Genomic DNA, 18,613 nt, shown 5'->3' with positions numbered 1-18,613 from the left:
TTAACTTACATACAATGCTTTAAATCAATATTTTTTTGATTAAAAAGTTGCCCTAACACAAAATTTATAGACAAGGTAAAAAGGAGGCGTATTTATGAGCCATTCAATTACAATTAAGGAGCTTTTTGTATCCTATCATGGAAACCCTGTCATTCAAGATGTTTCTTTTGAAGTAGAACAAGGGAAGCTTGTTGGGATCATCGGTCCGAATGGAGCTGGAAAATCAACCTTAATAAAGGCAATTCTTGAATTAATTCCACACGATAAAGGATCAATTAAAGTTAACGGAAGTGCCATTCGAACAAATCGAAAAATGGTCGCTTATGTTCCCCAGAGAAATAATATCGATTGGGATTTTCCAATCACTGTTTTAGATGTTGTACTATTAGGTACATTTCCTCATCTTGGCTTTTTTAGAAAGCCAAAAAAAAATGAAAAATTGTTTGCAATGGAATGTTTAAAAAAAGTTGGAATGGAATCTTTTAAAAATAGACAAATAGGAGAACTTTCAGGTGGCCAGCAACAGCGTGTATTTTTAGCAAGAGCTTTAGCACAAAATACTGACATTTTATTTTTGGATGAACCTTTTGTAGGCATTGATATGACAAGTGAAGATACCATTATCAAAATCTTAAAAGAATTGCGTAATGCAGGTAAAACAATCATTGTAGTACATCATGACTTAACTAAGGCACAAACTTACTTTGACGAATTATTATTACTGAATCAACGTCTTATTCACTATGGATCGGTTGAGGAAGTTCTAAATCCTACAATTATATCTAAAGCATATACAAATCATCCATTCTATTCTGTTGAAAGGGATAAGGTAAATTTAATATGAGTGTACTCAATTTTTTTGAAGCATTAATGACGTATGATTTCTTACAAAAGGCATTATTTACATCAATTATTGTTGGAATTATTTGTGGGGTCATTGGTTGCTTTATTGTTTTAAGAGGAATGGCATTAATAGGTGACGCGATTTCACACGCTGTTCTGCCAGGGGTTGCGATTTCATATATGTTAGGATTTAACTTTTTTATCGGTGCGGTTGTTACTGGCATATTAACAGCTATCGGAATTGGATTTGTTAGCCAAAATAGTCGAATTAAACATGATATGGCAATAGGAATTATGTTTACATCTGTATTTGCAGTCGGTATCATCCTCGTCACTTTTATGAAAAGCAGTGCAGATTTATATCATATTTTATTTGGAAATGTATTATCAGTCCGTTCTTCTGATATGTTGATTACAGCCTGTATCGGTATCGTTGTCATTAGCCTTGTCTATTTATTTTATAAAGAATTACTTGTTTCAACCTTCGACCCAACGATGGCACAAAGCTATGGTTTACCTACAAAATGGATTCAATATGGCTTAATGGTTCTTTTAACTTTAGTTACTGTCGCCTCTTTACAAACAGTAGGTATTATTCTTGTCGTTGCCATGCTGATCACTCCAGCAGCGACTGCTTACTTATTAACAAATCGTCTTTGGATCATGATTTATTTAGCTGCTTCATTAGGGGTAGTATCATCCGTCATCGGACTATATTTTAGCTTCACTTACAATTTGGCATCCGGAGCAACTATTGTACTTGTAGCAGCATTTTTCTTTGCAATGGCATTTTTCTTCTCTCCTTCTCAAGGCCTATTATGGAAATTAATGAAGACAAAGAAAAATAAAAAAAGTATTTCATTTCAAAAGTAATTAAAGGAGGTAATAAACATGAGGATATTAAAGAAATTTATACCATTGATGTTACTATTCATAATAGCATTATCAGCTTGTTCAAATGAAAAGGTCGAGAAAAATAAAAAACTTAAAGTCGTTACAACTTATTCTATTCTTTTTGATCTAGTAAAAAATATAGGAGGCAATAAAGTTGAGATTCATAGTTTAGTTCCAATTGGAGCAAATCCTCATGAATATGATCCCCTTCCAAAAGATTTAATGAAAACAACTGATGCAGATGTTGTATTTTATAATGGGTTAAATCTTGAACAAGGTAATTCATGGTTTAAAAAGCTTTTAAAAAGTTCCAATAAGTCGGGCAAGGACGCTCCTGTTTATATGGTTAGTAAAAATGTAAAACCTATTTACTTAGAGTCAAATGGTTTAGAAGGTGAAACAGATCCACACGCTTGGCTTGATATTCGAAATGGAATCATTTTCACTAAAAATATACGAGATGCATTAATAAAAGAAGATCCAAAAAATAAAGCATATTATCAAAAAAATGCAGATGAGTATATTCAAAAATTAGAAAAGCTACATGCAAATACTTTAACAGAATTAAATAAAATTCCGATGGAAAAACGCTTCCTAATTACTAGTGAAGGCGCATTTAAATATTTTAGTGAAGCCTATCATTTACAATCAGGCTATATTTGGGAAATTAATTCTGAAGGTCAAGGTACCCCTAGCCAAATAAAAAATGTAGTTGATTTAATTAAAGAAAAAAATGTAAAAGTTCTTTTCGTGGAAACTAGTGTTGATCCACGGAGTATGGAAACAGTGTCACGGGAAACAGGCTCACCAATAGCTGGTACTGTTTTTACAGACTCCTTAGGTAAACCAGGTGAAGCTGGTGATACTTACCTAGGTATGATGGAATGGAATACAAAAACAATCATTAACGCGTTAAATAAATAATAACTTAAAACAAAAAAGCCCCATTCCATGCTTGGGGCTTTTAACTTTAACTATATTAATCTTCTAATCTTTATTAACGTAAATCGATCCATTCTTCGTTTTTAAATTAAGATGGTTTTCTCCACTTCCAACAATCGCTTGATTTGAATGGATTTCATCTTTATTTTTCATTTTCCAGCCTATATTCCCATCAAAGTTTCCATCATTTGTTTCTGCATTAATTGCAATGCTATTATCTTTTAGCAAGTTGATTTGAAGTTCACCGTCATCTGAAGTAATGTTACTACTACCAAATAATAATGCATCGTCGACATTAACTGAACCGTTATTTGTTTTTGCGTTAACTTCACCTTTAAACTCATTCAGGGTTATTTCGCCATCATTTGTAATGATTTCACTTCTACCTTCCATATTCGCATGGTCAAACGAAATTCTACCATCTTTTGTGCTTGCATTTAAATAGCCAGATATATTCCTAACTGTAATTTCTCCGTCACGTGTTGCAATTTCACTTTCATTTGTTAAATTCACTTTAGTTAAGCTAATTGAGCCATTTCTAGTTTTTGCAACTAAGTTTCCGGATACATTTTCAACATTTATTTGACCGTCATTCGAATTAATTACTGTATCATTAGCCTTATTCGTTAAATTTACCGAACCATCGTCTACTTTAATATTCGTCATCATACTTTTCGGCAAATCAATTGATAACTCAGCCTTTTTATATCCAAAATGGAATATGTTATTGTCATCATCATTAATTTCTATAACCATTTTATTTCCAAGTGTTTTTACCGAATAATAATCTGATAACTTCCCTGTTTCTTTTTTACCATTATCAGGTATTCGGATCGTACCGTTTACTTTTAACGAATTCGAGTCAGTTCCATTTACATTTATTTCTCCATCCGTTGCTTTAATAATAACTTCATTAATTGATGTAGAAATAGTTTGTGAATCATTTATTTCAATATTTTTGGTTTTAAACGTGTACCCAATTTCTTTAATAAAATAATGTCCTATACTAAACACGATTGAAACAATCATTACTAAAACAAGTAGAAAAATACTAAATCCGTGAAAACGAAGTGTGTCTTCTTTTCTTACTAAATGAAAGAACAAGACTTCAAGCCCTAATAAAATACAAGCAACTGGCCAAGCATTAATTAAAAACTTCGTATATGGTATCGAAATAAAACTTTGTAGAAACCACAATACACCAATTGCAATCAAAATAATTCCAGCAGTTATAGTGCCAACTTTCCAGTTCCTCATACTTCTTTCTTCGGCTTTCCAGTTAATAATTTAATACCAAGTACAACAAACACGAAACTGATTATTAAATTTTGAACTAGATGATAATCAATAAATAGATTGTAGTGTCTTGAGATATAATCTGAGGCATTTTCTAATAATGATAAGCAACCGAAACCGATTAATACCCAACCAATTAAAAATTTATTAACTTTAAAATGATTATTTAAAATTGGCTCATCGATTAATTCGATATCCTCACGATATTTGCTATGGTATTGTAGAGCATCAAAATAGCTATAAAATACAATAACTGGTATAAAAAATCCGAAACTTGAAATTAAATTTGTTAAAAATATTGTTCCGAAAAAAAGTAGCATAAACTGCAATCCTCGACTCATTAATCCTAAATAGAAATGACCAAGCCCAGGTAAAATTGATAATATATAAACTAATCTTTTACGTGATTTCAAAGTTTGTACCTCCATTATTTTTTATTTTCTTTCAATATTTTTGGAATAGATATTGTTATTTTTTCACTTTTTTCAATTAATGAAGATGTCTGATCGATTGTTTGTACAACTTGACGATTTGAATTTGAAATTCGCTCAGCTAATTGAAATTGGAAAAATAAAAATGTTGCTGCTGCAGCCAATACTAAATGGATAAAGCGAACTTTTTTGGAATTATGATTATTCGATTTCATTTCGTTAACTTGATCCTTAATCTCGATTAACTCAGTTTGCTTCATAATCTCGTTCACGAAGTCATCAGAAAAGTGATAATCAGGTGGATTCATCCATTCCTCTTGTAATTCATTAAGAAGTTCAAGTTCAGCCTTGCATGAGCTACATTCATTTAAATGCTGTTCAAGCATAAGAGATTCTTTTTTTGAAAGCTTATTTTGTTGATACGATAATAATTGATCAGAAGTTAAATGTTTCAAATGACCCCTCCTTTATGCTTGTCTTTAATTAATCGTTTGGCTCGATATAAACGTGACTCTACAGTTTTAACGGCTACATTTAATTTCATAGCTATTTCAGCGTAGGTCAGTTCTTCAAAATAATACAATTTCAATACATCGCTATATGCTTGTGGCAATTCAATTAAATATGAATGAATAAGTTCTTTATCGATCGTTTTTAGTAAAGCTTCCTCAGGTGTTAAAATATTCTCTTCTGGTAAAGTAGAAAGTAACTCACCCGTTTCATGCTCCTGTTGTTTAACTTGTTTTCTTTTAAAATCAATTGCTTTATTCATTGTAATTCGATAAATCCATGTTGCCAAACTTGATTCTCCGTTAAAGTTTTCAAGAGAACGATACAATTGGAGAAAGACTTCTTGCGAAATATCCTCAGCATCCTTTTGATTAGTTGAAACTTTCAATGCTACTGCAAATACCTTTGCTTCGTATCTTAAAATTAATTCCTTAAATAGTTGATGATTTCCCTTTAATATATTTTTTACTAATTGTTCATCCGACTCCATTGCATCACCTCTTTTCCCTATCCATAACTTTAGACGAAGACAATTTTAAAAACCCTGCAAAAATTTAAAAGTTTTTTTAATAAAATTTTTAAAGATATAAATTAAAGCAAAAAAGTCATGTAAATCAACTATTAAGTAGTTTGTGGGAAAATACTTATTTAATGAATAAATGAACAAAAAAAAAGCTTATATTGATCAATACAAGCTTTTTTTGTTTCGTCGGTTGTGAAGTTTTAAGGAAAAAACTTATGTAATCAGTCATTTTTTTTGTAATTTTGTATGTTTTTACTGATTTTACATCGTTTTGATCAAATATTGACCTACTTTAATTAAGTTTTTACATTTTTAATTGTGATTTGCCCTGTTTTTTTTCGATTCTCGGATTTTATTTGCGATTTGCCTTTTTTATTTGCAATTCTCCGATTTTAATTGCGATTTGTCTTTTTATTTGCGATACTCTGATTTTAATTGCGATTTGCCCTTTTTATTTGCGATACTCCGATTTTAATTGCGATTTGCCCTTTTTATTTGCGATTCCCAGATTTTAATTGCGATTCCCAGATTTTATTTGTGATTCCCAGATTTTAATTGCGATTTGCCTTTTTTATTTACGATTCTTCGATATTAATTGCGATTTACTTAATTATTATTGAACTTCAGGAATACTATGTAAATCCTTTATATAGGTGCGCATATGTTTCATTATTTCTTCATATCTCAATTTGCCATTTTTTAAATTTACTTCATTTATATTTTCTAAAGACATAATTTTAAAGTTTCGATTATCTCGATAATAATTATAAGTGGGGAAAAAACTTGGATTAGTTAATTCAATTTTTACATCTTTGTTTTTTTGAGTTTTTACTACGTCTACTGTAGCAAGGCCACCAATTAACTCATATATTTCATCTTGAGCTGATAAATAGTTTCCTAACGAGTAAAAGACAATTGATTTATTCCCCGTTTTTCCTGTTATCCATGCCGGTGGCTGTAGTACATGTGGATGATTACCAATAATAATTTGAACTCCCATATCTGCTAATTTTTTTGCCAGTTCCTTTTGAGTATGATTTGGCATTCTTTCATATTCAGTACCCCAGTGCATCGCAACTACTACGACATCAGATATTTTTTTAGCTCTTTCAACATCACGGTTTATCTTGGTTAGGTCAATTAAATTTACTAAATAGTCTTTGCCTTTTGGAACAGGGATTCCGTTTGTACCAAATGTATAAGCAAGAAATGAGAAGCGTATATTATTTTTTGCTAAAACTCTTATTTGGTCATGGTCCGCATTCGATTTAAATGCCCCAGTATATGGCATGTGAATTGCATTCCAATGAGAAAGTGCACTTTGGATTATTTTTTCACCGCGATCAAGTGAATGATTATTAGCTAATGTTACAAAATCAACTCCAGCACCTTTTAGTGCATCACCGACTTCATATGGACTATTAAATGCTGGATAAGTTGATAATCCAAACTGCTTTCCGCCAATCATTGTTTCTTGATTCGCTACTAAAATATCTGGCCGTTCCATCGTTTTTCTAACTTCATCAAACATTTTATTAAAATTGTAAATACCGTTTGGAAGCATAGCATCCTCATAAACTTCATTATGTATTAATATATCACCGACAGCACCAACAGTAACTTTCGAAACAACCTCATCTTTTTTCTCAACAGTTTCATTCGGTCTTTTGACCTGTTCTGTTTTTAATTTATTTTCTTTTACATTATTTTCTTGATTATTTTTTGAGCAAGCAGTCAATATAGCAAAAATACAAGTTATCGATATTATTATAAATTTTTTCACATTTTTCTCTCCAAAGTTCGGGACTCGATTAAAGATTTTAGCCTATTGGTAGGTTAAGAATAGTCCATTTTTAAGTTGTCCCATATTAATATTTATTATCTAATCCATTTCATCCTTTCCCATTTTTTTACAAATTGGCATTTAATTCTACATTGTTTATTAATAAATATCAATCATTATTAATACTTTAAGATAACATTTTTTTAAAAATTAAGAATTATTGGACTTAAGTATGAAAGAACTATTAAAATAATAATATGGTCAATATGAATGGAGTTTTCGGTTTTAATTAATATCGACATTCTTATTATTATGAGGCTATTAAGTTTCGAAAGTGTTAGGAGAGTAAAATGGGTATATCAGAAAAGTTAGTACAGTTAAAAAAAGAAATAAGTAACGTCATTATCGGTAAGGATGATGTCGTTGAAATGATTTTCATTGCTTTAATAAATAATGGACATATTTTATTGGAAAGTGTACCTGGAACGGGTAAGACTCAATTAGCTAAAAGCTTTGCAAAAACGATTAATGGTTCGTTTAAGCGGATACAATTTACTCCAGATTTATTACCGAGTGATGTAACTGGAATTCAATTTTTTCATCCAAAGGAACAAGATTTTCAACTTCGAATCGGTCCAGTTATGACGAATATCTTATTAGCTGATGAAATAAATCGTGCTACCCCTAGAACTCAAGCTAGTTTATTAGAGGTAATGGAAGAGCGACAAGTAACAATCGATGGAGAAACGATTAGTCTACCTAACCCATTTATCGTTATTGCAACTCAAAATCCAATTGAATCGCAGCAAGGTACATTCCCATTACCTGAAGCACAAATGGATCGCTTCTTTATGCAAATCAGTTTGAAGTATCCTACGTTTGAAGAAGAAAAAAGCATTATGAAATCATATCGTTTAAATAGTCCATTTTCGAACTTAAATACAGTATTAACATTAGATGAAATTTATGAAATGAAAGAACAAGTGAAGACTGTTAAGATTTCAGATGAAGTGGAAGATTATATTTTAAAAATTGTACATCTAACTCGAAATCATGAAGATGTTCAGCTTGGGGTTAGTCCACGTGGTACATTGGCATTAATGAGAGCTTCGCAAGGCAAAGCTTATATTAATAATCGAACATTTGTTACACCTCAAGATGTAAAAGATGTTGCGGCCTATATTCTCTCACACAGAATCGTATTAAACCTTGAAGCATCCTTTAAATACAATGCTATACAAGTTATTGAATCAATTTTAAAACAAGTTGAGGTCCCTGTAGAAGCTGGAGCTGGTCAATAAATGACTTGGCATAAAGAGATTAATGGAAAGAACTCCCTTGATGTACTTATTATTTTTGGCGCAATCTTTTTAATTATTAATTTCTATCAGTCTTCATACTTGTTAATGTTTCTAGGTGCTTTTCTAATCATTCTTAGTTTAATGAGTAGATATTATTTAAATCATATAGCTGATCACCTTACGATTGAAAACGATCGATTACCAATTCATGTTACCGTTGGAGATCAATTTACAATACCAGTCAAAATTAAACAAAATAATTGGTTACCGATCATAAACGCTACAGTCCGAATAAAATTAAATCCAATTTTAGAAGGTGAAAAGTTTAAAACAATCAGTAATGATTCGAATTTAGAACTAATTATACCTATTCAATTAAAAGGTAATGAGACTGTTCAGCTTTCTTTACCGCTCTTGGCGACAAAACGTGGAGTTACGAGAATAAAAGAATTGGAGCTAACCATTTCAAATTTTTTTGGCTTAGGTTATGTACATTTAACTTATAAACCACTTTTACAAAAAGAAATAATCGTTTATCCAAGCTTAATTCCTGTACCTCAAATTGACCAAATAATGTCAACTAATTCATATGGTAATTTTGTGACACCATCTAGTATTTTTGAAGATTTTCTAGCTCCGATTGGAACTAGAGATTATGTATATTCGGACTCATTTCATCGAATTCACTGGAAAGCAAGTGCCAAGACGCAAGTACTACAAACTAAAATATATGAACGAACTGCTGATTATTCATTTACGTTTATCATCAACTTAAGAAATCCAAACCATGAAAATTTCAGACTAAGTATCGTTGAGAATATTGAATCGATTGCAAGTAATATTGCCTATATGGTCCAATATGCAACACTTAAAAATATTCAGTATGAAATCTTTCTAAATTTGAACATGGAAAGTGGAGTTCCTGTTTATCATTTACCGATTGGTGGAGGAAAATCTCAATTAAGTAAAACTTTTGAAATCCTTGCCCGTATTAATGGAGCAAGAACGACACAGCCTATCGATCGATTATTACATTACGTTGAAAAACAACAACGAAAATCTCCTGTTGTGATTTTATGTGGACCGTTCGGTAAGCATGGAGATCGATACTTCGCGCAAATGCGAAAACGCGGTCAAAATATATATTATCTACAAGATGATTTAGAAAGTCCAAAGCTTGTTCCATTTGGGCAGAATTAAGTCGAAAGGATAATGAAATGATTTTACGTTTACTACCTACATATTTTTTCTCATTAGAATATCTATATTTATATTTAATCGTTCTATTTTTATATGAATCAAAAAATCAACTACCGCCTACTTTGGCTATGATTTGCATTTTTCTTATTGGAAATCTAATTTTATTTTACTCTTTAAATAAATCTAAAGTGTCTCGTGTTAGCTCGTATTTTGCTGCCATTTTTTGCGGAGTAGTTGGCTACAATCTTGGCTTAAATTCGGTTACATCAATTTTATGCGCTTCCTTTATATTTTTTCGAATTGAGGCTTTTCTTAAAGACACTTCATTATGGAATGAAGAACGAAATAAATTGCAAATAATTTTTTATTTTACAAGTTTATTCGTACTCTTTTTTGCCTGGCCATCCCATTATGAGTATAAAAGTTTCGTATATGGGCTAATTATTATGTTTACAATTCTTTTTAGTTTAGGGAGATATTTTCAGCAAGCAGTTATTACACAAAGTATTAAAAACTCTCGCGGCATGTTCGGTTCAATACTAATTGCAGCAATACTAACTGGTATATTCACGTTAGTCGTACCATTATTTAAATGGGGTATTTTTAAAGTACTTGATGGATTATTTAAAGTAGTTGGATTTGTAGCGTCACCTATTTTCAACTTTGCTGATCACAAAAATTTTAAAGTTGAAAAAATTAAACTTAACCGTCATCCAGTTAAAAATCAAATACCACAAAATCCAAAAAATCAGCATTTTATTTTAGAATCAGTACCTACTTGGGTTTGGCTAGCCATACTAATAATTGTTTTAATCGCAATTTGGTTTGTTATTAGAAAGCTTAAATTTATTCGTATTGAAAACCAATCTTTCCAACAAGATATTGGTATTGAATACGAAACAATTCCAGAATCTATGAGAATAAAAAGACGACTTTTTAAAGCAAATGCCCCTACTGATCAAATAAGAAAACTAATCTTTCAACTTCAGAAATTTGCATCGAAGCACAAAATGGGTCGCCATAACGGTGAAACTTTAAACGAATGGTTTAAACGTATTCAAATTTCAAATGAAGACGAACTAATCAATGCATATAATTCAGTACGATATGGTAAAGCGGAACTAAAGGATATTGAAAAGTATGAGGAACAGGTTAAGAGGATTAAAGAAATGATTAGGAATAGGGATAAAGAGCAAGATTAAAGGGTAAAAAAACACAAATTTTATTAAAAATTTGTGTTTTTTCTTTATTATGCCTTCTTGTATGCTTTAGTAGCAATTGTATATTTTTCGATATTTTTCATGTGTGGCTCGTAGCCTATGCCTGGTTTATTTGGAACAGTGATCATTCCATTTTCTACAGTTACTTCTGGTTCTATAATGTCTTCAGCCCAATATAGTGAGGAAGCAGCTGTGTCACCTGGTAGAATGAAGTTAGGTAATGAAGTAATTGCAATATTATGTGCTCTTCCGATACCTGATTCGAGCATTCCGCCACACCATAATGGTATGTTATTTTCCATGCATAAATCATGTATTTTTCTTGATTGAGTTATTCCGCCAACTCTCCCAATTTTAATATTAATAATTTTACAGCTTCCTAGTTTTATCGCTTTTCTAGCATCTTCTAATGAATGAATACTTTCATCTAAACAAATAGGCGTTTTCATTCTTGCTTGTAAATCTGCATGATCGATAATATCGTTGTAAGCAAGTGGTTGTTCGATCATCATTAAATTATAGTCATCTAAAGCGATTAACTGATCCATATCCGATAAAGTGTAAGCTGAATTAGCATCTGCCATTAAAGGGATATTTGGAAACACCTTTCTAACTTTATCGATCAGTTCAATATCCCAGCCTGGTTTAATTTTTAATTTGAATCGTTTGTAGCCTTCCTCGAGACGATTTTCAATGATTTTAATTGTAGAATCAATTGAATCTTGAATGCCTATGCTTACCCCAACTTCAATTTCCTTTTTAGTTCCACCGATTGCAGTAGAAAGTGGAATGTTTTCTTGCTTGGCATAGAGATCCCAAATCGCACCTTCAATGGCAGCTTTAGCCATATAATTTCCACGAATATGCGAAAATAGCTTTTCGGAAAGTTCATCAGGGTGATTAATTTCATTATTTAAGACGATTGGAATTAAATAGTCTTCGAGAATATGCCAGTTTGTTTTTACAGTTTCTTCATTATATAAAGGATCAAGCATTGCAACAGATTCAGCCCATCCTGAAATTCCGTCTTCACTTATCGCTTCTAATAGAATAAACTCACGGTCATACTCTGTTCCAAAGCTTGTTGTAAATGGATGCAATAAATCCAGTTTCATATGGCGTAATATTACTTGTTTAATTTTCATTTACGAACTCTCCCTTATAATAAATAATCGTTTTTTATTTTTTTAGTATATAAAAATGGACTGGCAGATTAGTTTCCGAATTCTTATAAAATCCTGTTACTTTCCAACCATTTCGGAATAAATTTTGAAAGGACTCTCGAGTCTTCATTCTCCATTCATTTGCAATATGAATATTTGATTCTCTTATTGTACGGAAATCCTTTGGAACAGCAACAAATACTAGATCACTCATTTCAAAAGAATCTTTTATATTCGGAATAGGTAATCCGTCTTCATTTTCTTCCCATTCAATCAGAGAATGTTCAAGTGCTTCACTCAATTCAACTTGTCTTAAATTTTCTTTTTCATCTTCATTTTTAGAAATATGCCATTCAACTAGGAAACGATCAGATGGAATTCCACTATTTAACAAATCGTCCATCTCACCATAGCAGTTTTCAATATACGTACGACAAACTCCACCTAATTTTGCAATATTTAAATATCCATTTGCAGTTTCTAAAGGGTCATATGTCCAAGTTATTAGTTTATAACCGAGTTTAAGCGCTTCTTCTCGTTGAGCAATTTTAAGCAATTTTCCGACTCCTTTATTACGAAACGCTTGATCGATTCCAAGCATATGCGAACAAAGATAAACAGTTTGACCATCGAATCCAGGAAAACTATATTGAAACCCGATCATTTCACCTTCAAAATAAGCCCCTAAAACTAGGCCACCGTTCTTTGCAGCTGTAATTGTTTGATGAGTAGGAATTGAATCCTCAAATCCCCAAATTTTTGATTCTAATGTTCGAACCTGCTCCATTTCTTCTATTGAATGAAGAGCACGTATTGTAATACCATTCGTAGCTTCGGATTGATTCACTTCGTTTAGCAATCTATTCACCTCTTATTCTTATTGTTCTGATGCTAATAAGACAGTTTGAGTTAAAATTTTTGCTCCATATTGCAGAGCCTCTAAATTAAATTTCATATGTGGATGATGTAATCCTGGAGTTAGTCCACAACCTAAACCAACCATTGTCGCTGCAATTTGAGGATATTTATTTGTATAGAAATGGAAATCCTCGCCTCCATTTGAAATGCATTCAGGCACTAGGTTGTCTACTCCGATCATTTCTTTAATTGCAGTTTCAGTCATTTTTATTGCTTGAGCGTTTTGAACCGCCGCTGGAACAAATTCTTCCATTACCCACGAAATCTTAGCTTTTGTTTCATCCATCGTTTCTTCAAAAACCTCGACTGCACGAGCATTTAATTGATTCATAATCTCATTTGTTTGAGCTCTTACATCAAGGGAGAACTTTACGGTTTCAGGTATCGTATTTGATGCTTCATTCTCTGTTTGAATTTGCGTCATTTTAATCGAGTATGGGACGTCAGTATTTAAGTTCAATCGTTTTAATTTGTATACAAGTTCAGCAGCTACTTCAATCGCATTAATACCATCCTGTGGTCGAGATGCATGTGCTTGAATACCTTGAATTGTACCTTTAATCGTTTCAGCTGAGCCATGTATGATGACTGGAGATGCTTTTTGGAAAGGAACTTCTCTTTCAGGTCTTAAATGTACTCCAAATAATGAAATGACATGATCTAATGCTCCATCATTCATCATTTGTAGTGCACCTTCACCTTTTTCTTCTGCTGGTTGAAAGATAAAGCGTATCGTATGTTTTGGCTTAATCTTACTAGCTGCCATGGCCAACGCTGTATATAAAACCATCGTACTATGAGCATCATGGCCACAAGAATGGTTTGCGATTACAACACCGTCAACTTCTTGAACTAGCGCATCCATATCTGCTCTTAGTGCAACAACTGTATCTTCTTCACCCTTTATTTCAGCAATAAACCCAAAATGACTTTCAAACGTTTTAATTTCGATCCCTGCATTGATTATTCGTTCTTTTAAATAATTAGCTGTTTTTTCTTCATGCCAACTCGGTTCAGCTAACTTATGTAAATCTTGATAAGTTTGTATTATTGCTTCCTTATTAATGTCTAGAAAGGATTGTGGATTCATTAGCTATTTCTCCTCGCTTAATTTCTACTCTATAAAGACTTCATATGTTGAATAGATTTTTTCTAATTTTTGTTGATACATTTGAATTCTCTTTTTATCCTTTTCATATAAACCAGCAATCACTAAATTTAATAGGCTAATAACTGATGCTACCGAGTTTGATCCACTTTCTACATTCTCTTCTGTCGTGAGAATAATATCTGCAATTCTTCCAATCGGTGACAATAATCGATCAGTTACTGATATTAACTTAACTCCATTCTCTTTTGTACATTCGGCAATTGTTAATGTTTCCTTAGCATATCTTGGAAATGAAAATGCAATGACAACTGATTTATCCGTCAAATTGCAGAATTTTTCAAAAAAATCTCCCGCTGGAGAACAATACATTACATTACCTCTAATTGAACTTAACGTATTTGCAAACCAATACGCTGCAATATGAGATACACGATGTCCGACGATTAACACTTGATCGGAGCTAATTATTGCTTCTACCGCTTTTGATATTTCCTCAATATTGGAAGGTTGTAACAAATTTCTTAAAATATTTACTTCATTTTCGATAATTTTTGTATAAGTATGATGACCACTTATATCCTTAATTTCTTCTTTTTCTTTCATATAATCTGCTTTATTTAAATGTAGAAATTCGTTTTGAACGCTTAACTGCATATCACTGAAACCTTCAAATTCGAGTGCATACGAAAGTCGAATAACTGTAGTCTCACTCACATCAGCTTTTCTGCCTATTTGATAAGCTGCTTTAAATGCACATTCCTCTAAATTTTCAATCATATAAGTAGCTACTTTTTTTTGCCCCGGAGATAATTGTGAAAACTTCTCTTTTACTAACAATTTAAAACTAGGTCGCTTCATATTTTAAATCCTTCCGTCAACGAAGTTTAAACTTCATCTTTTTAGAAAGTTGCAGTCAATACTTCTTTAACATATACATTATCATAACCAAAAAGCATGGGCAAGAAAAAGTAGAGGTAAATGCTTACGAAAAGGTTTAAAAAAATAGTAAAAAACTTTCTAATTTGTCCCACAAATTTCTTGCATTCCTTTCTCTTCTTGCCCGTAAAATATTTGTAGTAATTAGTTAATTGCCCTTACAATTTACTTTAATTTGAATTAACTAAAATAGGACTACTATTCAAAATTTGAATCCGGTCGAAAGCCATAAATGTGTATACAATAGTTTTCGTAAAGGATATAAAAGTTATTTGTATACCCTAAATCCAAGGAGGGGAAAATTTGAAAGTTTTAATAATATGGCGTCTCTTAACAGTTGGTGGAGTTAATGCTGGCTGGAGGAATCGTTCAATTTACTTTAAAAAATTTGGTATTCATACTGAGTTTCTATATACAACTGATCATGGTGGGTTACACATAATGGAAGATATTGCACCTGTCTATTTAACAAAAGATGAAAACGAAATCATTGGGATCATTAAAAATAATTCCTATGATGCAATTATTGTAGTAGATACAGGAGCAGCATATAAATGGTTACAAAAAGCTAAATACAAAGGTCCAGTTATTGTAGAAGCACGAACGCCAGAGCTAATTAAACTTCAGCCACATTTAAAAAAATTCAGGTCAGTTGAACCTGTTTCAATTGTCGTACCATCGAATTATCAAAAAAGATTAGTCTCCATCTTAACAGATAATATCCCCATTAAAGTAATCTACAATGGTGTTGACACCACATTTTTCCATCCATTAGCTACAGATGAAATTTCATATGATGTTCAACCAATACTTCCAGCTAACAAAAAAGTAGTGTGTTGGATTGGCAGAGTAGATAAACGTAAAAACTGGCCGATGTTAGTTGAGATTGCAAAGCGGATTAAAAGTGAACGGTCAGATATTGAAATTTGGTTAATCGGAGGAGCTCAAAGTGTCCAACGAGAAGATTTTGCATTGACCTGGAAGGAAGAAGGTCTTACTGATATGATCAAATGGTTTCCGGTTATTCCATATCAGCAAATGCCTCACGTCTATGCAAAAGTACTTCAATCAGGCGGTTGTACGATCGCTACAACAAAAGTTGAGTCTTTTGGCAATACATTTATCGAATCCATGGCATGTGGAGTTCCTGTTGTTGCCTCTAATATTATGCCTATTTCGGAAATCGTTCTCCAAGGTGAAACAGGTATGTTATTTCGGGGACATGATGTACAAGATGCCGTAAAGATGATTTATCAAATAGTTGATAATCAAAAACTTCATCAAAAGCTTTCACAAAATGCCGTAAAGCATGTTGAACAAAATTTTGCGATTCAAAAAGTAGCCGATATTTATCGCGAGTATCTTTTAAAAATTGGTGAAATTAATAATAGCGATGTGATCCAAAATGATTGAACCAGTTTCATATATAAAAAAACTTGAAGGAAAATCAAATGCTCATTTAATTACCTTTAATGATGGTAGAGATTATGTTGTGAAATATTTTCGTTCTGGATTTGAGAAAACATTACCAAACGAATGGGTTGCCTATTGCATTGCTAGATTTTTAGATTTGCCTGTTCCTTACGCTCAAATCGTCTCGATTCCTGAAGAATTTTCCAATACAATACCAGAATTAGAACTAGAAGAACTTCAACTCTCAAAGTTTCAGTTCGCGTCTTTGTATGTACCTGAAACTTTAAATGGTCATCAAGTTGGTGCAGTTCCAAGTATAGTAAATAAAGAACAATTAGCTGGGATCATTTTATTTGACTACTGGCTGTGTAATGGAGACCGTACTCGAAAAAATATTTTACTACATGAAGAAACCTTAGATAAATTTAAGCTTTGGATTATTGATCATGCTGAAGCATTTGGTTCCTACAGTTGGTTAGTTTCAGAGTTAGAAACTTTGCCTCAAAATATTATGAAAAGTTCCACTCATCAATTCATGTCCCAGTATATAGAAAGTGAAGAAAAATTTAATGAACAACTGAAAATCATCCAAAGATTCCCAGTCCTCTTATTAGAAGAAATTGTGGAATTAACACCTGATGATTGGTTACTTTCAAAGGATGACAAAAAAGCAATTGTAGGCAGATTAGTAAATCGAAGAAAAAAAATTCTCCCATACCTAAAACATAAATTCGTAAAAACGATTTACCGTCCTTTACATGAACAAAATGAATAACGTGAAAAAACGACTTCAATTTTTAGAAGTCGTTTTTATATTCTATTTAATGATGGACGGTTTACCAACTGGATAATATTCTATTTTCTCGCAATCTCTTATTCGATCTTCCATAATACAGTTTCTTCCGTCAAAAATAATTGGATTCTTCATTTTACTTAATACGCTTGGTAAGTCAAGTTCTCTAAACTCTCTCCACTCGGTTACAATAAAAATTGCATCTGCATCTGTTACACATTCATTTATTGAGCTAGCGTACGTAATATTACTACCTAGAATTTTTTTGGCATTTTCAATTGCGACAGGGTCATATGCTATTACTTCTGCACCTAATTTTCTTAAAGAATTTACAATTTTAATAGATGGTGCTTCTCGCATATCGTCAGTATCAGGTTTAAATGATAGTCCTAAACATGCGATCTTTTTCCCTTCTAATTCACCAAATCGTTTTATAGCCTTTTTTACAAGCAATTCGTGTTGGAATTTATTAATTGAAATAATTTCATTTAAAAATCCAAATTCAACCCCATTTAACTGAGCTGTGTGCAATAATGCTTTAACATCCTTTGGGAAACAAGAACCGCCATAGCCAATCCCTGCATATAAAAATGCTTCACCGATTCGTTTATCTTTCCCCATTCCTTTTGCCACATCTTCAACATTTGCACCGAGTGCTTCACATAGGTTTGCTATTTCATTTATATAACTTATTTTGCTAGCTAAAAATGCATTAGACGCATATTTAATCATCTCTGCACTTCGAATACTAGTAATTAAGATTGGTACATTTAATGGTTTATACATTTCTTCAACAATTCTAGCAGACTCTTGATTACTGCTACCTATAATAATTCGATCTGCTTCCATTGTATCTTTAATCGCGGAGCCTTGTCTAAGGAACTCAGGATTTGAAACGACGTCAACGACAATATCTTCACTACAATTTTGTTGAATAATTTCCTTCACGATTTCATTCGTTCCAACTGGTACTGTACTTTTAATAGCAACAATTACATCTTTTTTAACATTTTTTGCGATATCAATTGCCGCACCTTCAAGATAAGTTAAATCTGCTGCTCCATCTTCCCCTTGAGGGGTACCTACTGCAACAACAATAACTTGAGCATCGTCTAACCCTTTTTCGTATGAGGTTGTGAAAAATAATTTTCCTAACTTTATATTTCTAGTTATTAATACTTCTATTCCTGGTTCATATATTGGAGATATTCCGGCACTTAAATTATTGATTTTAAGTTCATTTATATCAATACAAGTAACTGTGTGACCTATCTCTGCTAAACAGACTCCTGTTGTTAAACCTACATAGCCCGTACCTAATATAGAAATTTTCAAG

General features: G+C 32.1%; 18 protein-coding genes. 8 read left to right on the top strand and 10 right to left on the bottom strand.

From position 1 onward, the window contains the following. Nucleotides 1–94 precede the first annotated feature (94 nt). From CN601_RS12185 to CN601_RS12175, 3 genes are read left to right on the top strand one after another with little or no spacing between them, the layout of a single operon-like run. The gene (locus tag CN601_RS12185; protein WP_098120577.1) at nt 95–844 is read left to right on the top strand and encodes a metal ABC transporter ATP-binding protein; all 750 of its coding nucleotides are present in this window, start codon (nt 95–97) and stop codon (nt 842–844) included. Further along, nucleotides 841–1,716 carry a metal ABC transporter permease gene (locus CN601_RS12180; protein WP_098171210.1) on the top strand — a complete coding sequence of 292 codons (876 nt, stop codon included), beginning with the start codon at nt 841–843 and terminating at the stop codon, nt 1,714–1,716. The genes CN601_RS12185 and CN601_RS12180 overlap by 4 nt, the downstream gene beginning before the upstream one ends. A gap of 18 nt (nt 1,717–1,734) precedes the next feature. Beyond that, nucleotides 1,735–2,661 (top strand): metal ABC transporter substrate-binding protein, encoded by a 927-nt coding sequence (locus CN601_RS12175; protein WP_098171209.1) that lies wholly within the window; start codon nt 1,735–1,737, stop codon nt 2,659–2,661. A 63-nt stretch (nt 2,662–2,724) separates the two neighbouring features. Here the strand turns inward: CN601_RS12175 and CN601_RS12170 are convergent, their stop codons facing one another. From CN601_RS12170 to CN601_RS12150, 5 genes are all read right to left on the bottom strand, one after another. After that, on the bottom strand, nt 2,725–3,936 hold the full coding sequence (locus tag CN601_RS12170; RefSeq protein WP_098171208.1) for a DUF4097 family beta strand repeat-containing protein: 1,212 nt from the start codon (nt 3,934–3,936) through the stop codon (nt 2,725–2,727). Continuing rightward, nucleotides 3,933–4,388, bottom strand: a complete 456-nt coding sequence (locus CN601_RS12165; protein WP_098120581.1) for a hypothetical protein — start codon at nt 4,386–4,388, stop codon at nt 3,933–3,935. Before CN601_RS12165 ends, CN601_RS12170 begins: the two co-directional genes overlap by 4 nt. A gap of 14 nt (nt 4,389–4,402) precedes the next feature. After that, nucleotides 4,403–4,861, bottom strand: coding sequence for a zf-HC2 domain-containing protein (locus tag CN601_RS12160; protein WP_098171207.1), 459 nt, complete (start codon nt 4,859–4,861; stop codon nt 4,403–4,405). Next, nucleotides 4,858–5,406 (bottom strand): RNA polymerase sigma factor, encoded by a 549-nt coding sequence (locus tag CN601_RS12155; protein ID WP_098171206.1) that lies wholly within the window; start codon nt 5,404–5,406, stop codon nt 4,858–4,860. Before CN601_RS12155 ends, CN601_RS12160 begins: the two co-directional genes overlap by 4 nt. Before the next feature lie 646 nt (nt 5,407–6,052). Next, a complete protein-coding gene (locus CN601_RS12150; protein ID WP_179865535.1) occupies nt 6,053–7,222 on the bottom strand; it encodes a CapA family protein in 1,170 nt (389 codons plus the stop codon). A 350-nt stretch (nt 7,223–7,572) separates the two neighbouring features. Here CN601_RS12150 and CN601_RS12145 point away from each other — a divergent pair, with 350 nt between their 5' ends. The 3 genes from CN601_RS12145 to CN601_RS12135 are packed head-to-tail and all read left to right on the top strand — an operon-like array spanning nt 7,573 to nt 10,925. Then, nucleotides 7,573–8,523 carry an AAA family ATPase gene (locus CN601_RS12145; protein ID WP_098171204.1) on the top strand — a complete coding sequence of 317 codons (951 nt, stop codon included), beginning with the start codon at nt 7,573–7,575 and terminating at the stop codon, nt 8,521–8,523. Beyond that, nucleotides 8,524–9,723, top strand: a complete 1,200-nt coding sequence (locus CN601_RS12140; RefSeq protein ID WP_098171203.1) for a DUF58 domain-containing protein — start codon at nt 8,524–8,526, stop codon at nt 9,721–9,723. It abuts the gene before it with no gap. Nucleotides 9,724–9,740: 17 nt separating this feature from the next. After that, complete coding sequence (locus tag CN601_RS12135; RefSeq protein WP_098171202.1) at nt 9,741–10,925, top strand: hypothetical protein; 1,185 nt, start codon at nt 9,741–9,743, stop codon at nt 10,923–10,925. Nucleotides 10,926–10,972: 47 nt separating this feature from the next. Here the strand turns inward: CN601_RS12135 and menC are convergent, their stop codons facing one another. Genes menC through CN601_RS12115 form a run of 4 tightly spaced genes read right to left on the bottom strand, consistent with a single transcriptional unit; the run spans nt 10,973 to nt 14,993 of the window. Further along, nucleotides 10,973–12,088 carry an o-succinylbenzoate synthase gene (menC, locus tag CN601_RS12130; RefSeq protein WP_098171201.1) on the bottom strand — a complete coding sequence of 372 codons (1,116 nt, stop codon included), beginning with the start codon at nt 12,086–12,088 and terminating at the stop codon, nt 10,973–10,975. 34 nt (nt 12,089–12,122) lie between these two features. After that, complete coding sequence (locus tag CN601_RS12125; RefSeq protein WP_257131698.1) at nt 12,123–12,965, bottom strand: GNAT family N-acetyltransferase; 843 nt, start codon at nt 12,963–12,965, stop codon at nt 12,123–12,125. An 18-nt stretch (nt 12,966–12,983) separates the two neighbouring features. Further along, entirely contained in the window at nt 12,984–14,114 is a 1,131-nt protein-coding gene (locus tag CN601_RS12120) for an amidohydrolase (RefSeq protein WP_098171200.1), read from the bottom strand. Nucleotides 14,115–14,138: 24 nt separating this feature from the next. Beyond that, nucleotides 14,139–14,993, bottom strand: a complete 855-nt coding sequence (locus CN601_RS12115; protein ID WP_098171199.1) for a MurR/RpiR family transcriptional regulator — start codon at nt 14,991–14,993, stop codon at nt 14,139–14,141. A 381-nt stretch (nt 14,994–15,374) separates the two neighbouring features. On the opposite strand from CN601_RS12115, the gene CN601_RS12110 reads away from it, so the two are divergent. Together CN601_RS12110 and CN601_RS12105 are read left to right on the top strand one after the other, a co-directional pair. Beyond that, nucleotides 15,375–16,484, top strand: coding sequence for a glycosyltransferase family 4 protein (locus CN601_RS12110; RefSeq protein ID WP_098171198.1), 1,110 nt, complete (start codon nt 15,375–15,377; stop codon nt 16,482–16,484). Continuing rightward, nucleotides 16,477–17,259, top strand: coding sequence for a HipA family kinase (locus tag CN601_RS12105; RefSeq protein ID WP_098171197.1), 783 nt, complete (start codon nt 16,477–16,479; stop codon nt 17,257–17,259). The genes CN601_RS12110 and CN601_RS12105 overlap by 8 nt, the downstream gene beginning before the upstream one ends. 42 nt (nt 17,260–17,301) lie before the next feature. Here the strand turns inward: CN601_RS12105 and CN601_RS12100 are convergent, their stop codons facing one another. Beyond that, complete coding sequence (locus CN601_RS12100; RefSeq protein ID WP_098171196.1) at nt 17,302–18,612, bottom strand: UDP-glucose dehydrogenase family protein; 1,311 nt, start codon at nt 18,610–18,612, stop codon at nt 17,302–17,304. Nucleotide 18,613 lies beyond the last annotated feature (1 nt).

The sequence above is a fragment of the Bacillus sp. AFS017336 genome, from assembly GCF_002555445.1.
Classification (GTDB): domain Bacteria; phylum Bacillota; class Bacilli; order Bacillales; family Bacillaceae_G; genus Gottfriedia.
Note: the sequence above shows the minus strand (reverse complement) of the source record. Positions and strands in the feature narration are given on the sequence as shown.

What these genes read in the sequence shown, in the direction of transcription:
- CN601_RS12185 (WP_098120577.1), top strand. Translation starts at nt 95, where the DNA reads ATGAGCCATTCAATTACAATTAAGGAGCTTTTTGTATCCTATCATGGA.
- CN601_RS12180 (WP_098171210.1), top strand. Translation starts at nt 841, where the DNA reads ATGAGTGTACTCAATTTTTTTGAAGCATTAATGACGTATGATTTCTTA.
- CN601_RS12175 (WP_098171209.1), top strand. Translation starts at nt 1,735, where the DNA reads ATGAGGATATTAAAGAAATTTATACCATTGATGTTACTATTCATAATA.
- CN601_RS12170 (WP_098171208.1), bottom strand. Translation starts at nt 3,936, where the DNA reads ATGAGGAACTGGAAAGTTGGCACTATAACTGCTGGAATTATTTTGATT.
- CN601_RS12155 (WP_098171206.1), bottom strand. Translation starts at nt 5,406, where the DNA reads ATGGAGTCGGATGAACAATTAGTAAAAAATATATTAAAGGGAAATCAT.
- CN601_RS12145 (WP_098171204.1), top strand. Translation starts at nt 7,573, where the DNA reads ATGGGTATATCAGAAAAGTTAGTACAGTTAAAAAAAGAAATAAGTAAC.
- CN601_RS12140 (WP_098171203.1), top strand. Translation starts at nt 8,524, where the DNA reads ATGACTTGGCATAAAGAGATTAATGGAAAGAACTCCCTTGATGTACTT.
- CN601_RS12135 (WP_098171202.1), top strand. Translation starts at nt 9,741, where the DNA reads ATGATTTTACGTTTACTACCTACATATTTTTTCTCATTAGAATATCTA.
- menC (WP_098171201.1), bottom strand. Translation starts at nt 12,088, where the DNA reads ATGAAAATTAAACAAGTAATATTACGCCATATGAAACTGGATTTATTG.
- CN601_RS12120 (WP_098171200.1), bottom strand. Translation starts at nt 14,114, where the DNA reads ATGAATCCACAATCCTTTCTAGACATTAATAAGGAAGCAATAATACAA.
- CN601_RS12115 (WP_098171199.1), bottom strand. Translation starts at nt 14,993, where the DNA reads ATGAAGCGACCTAGTTTTAAATTGTTAGTAAAAGAGAAGTTTTCACAA.
- CN601_RS12105 (WP_098171197.1), top strand. Translation starts at nt 16,477, where the DNA reads ATGATTGAACCAGTTTCATATATAAAAAAACTTGAAGGAAAATCAAAT.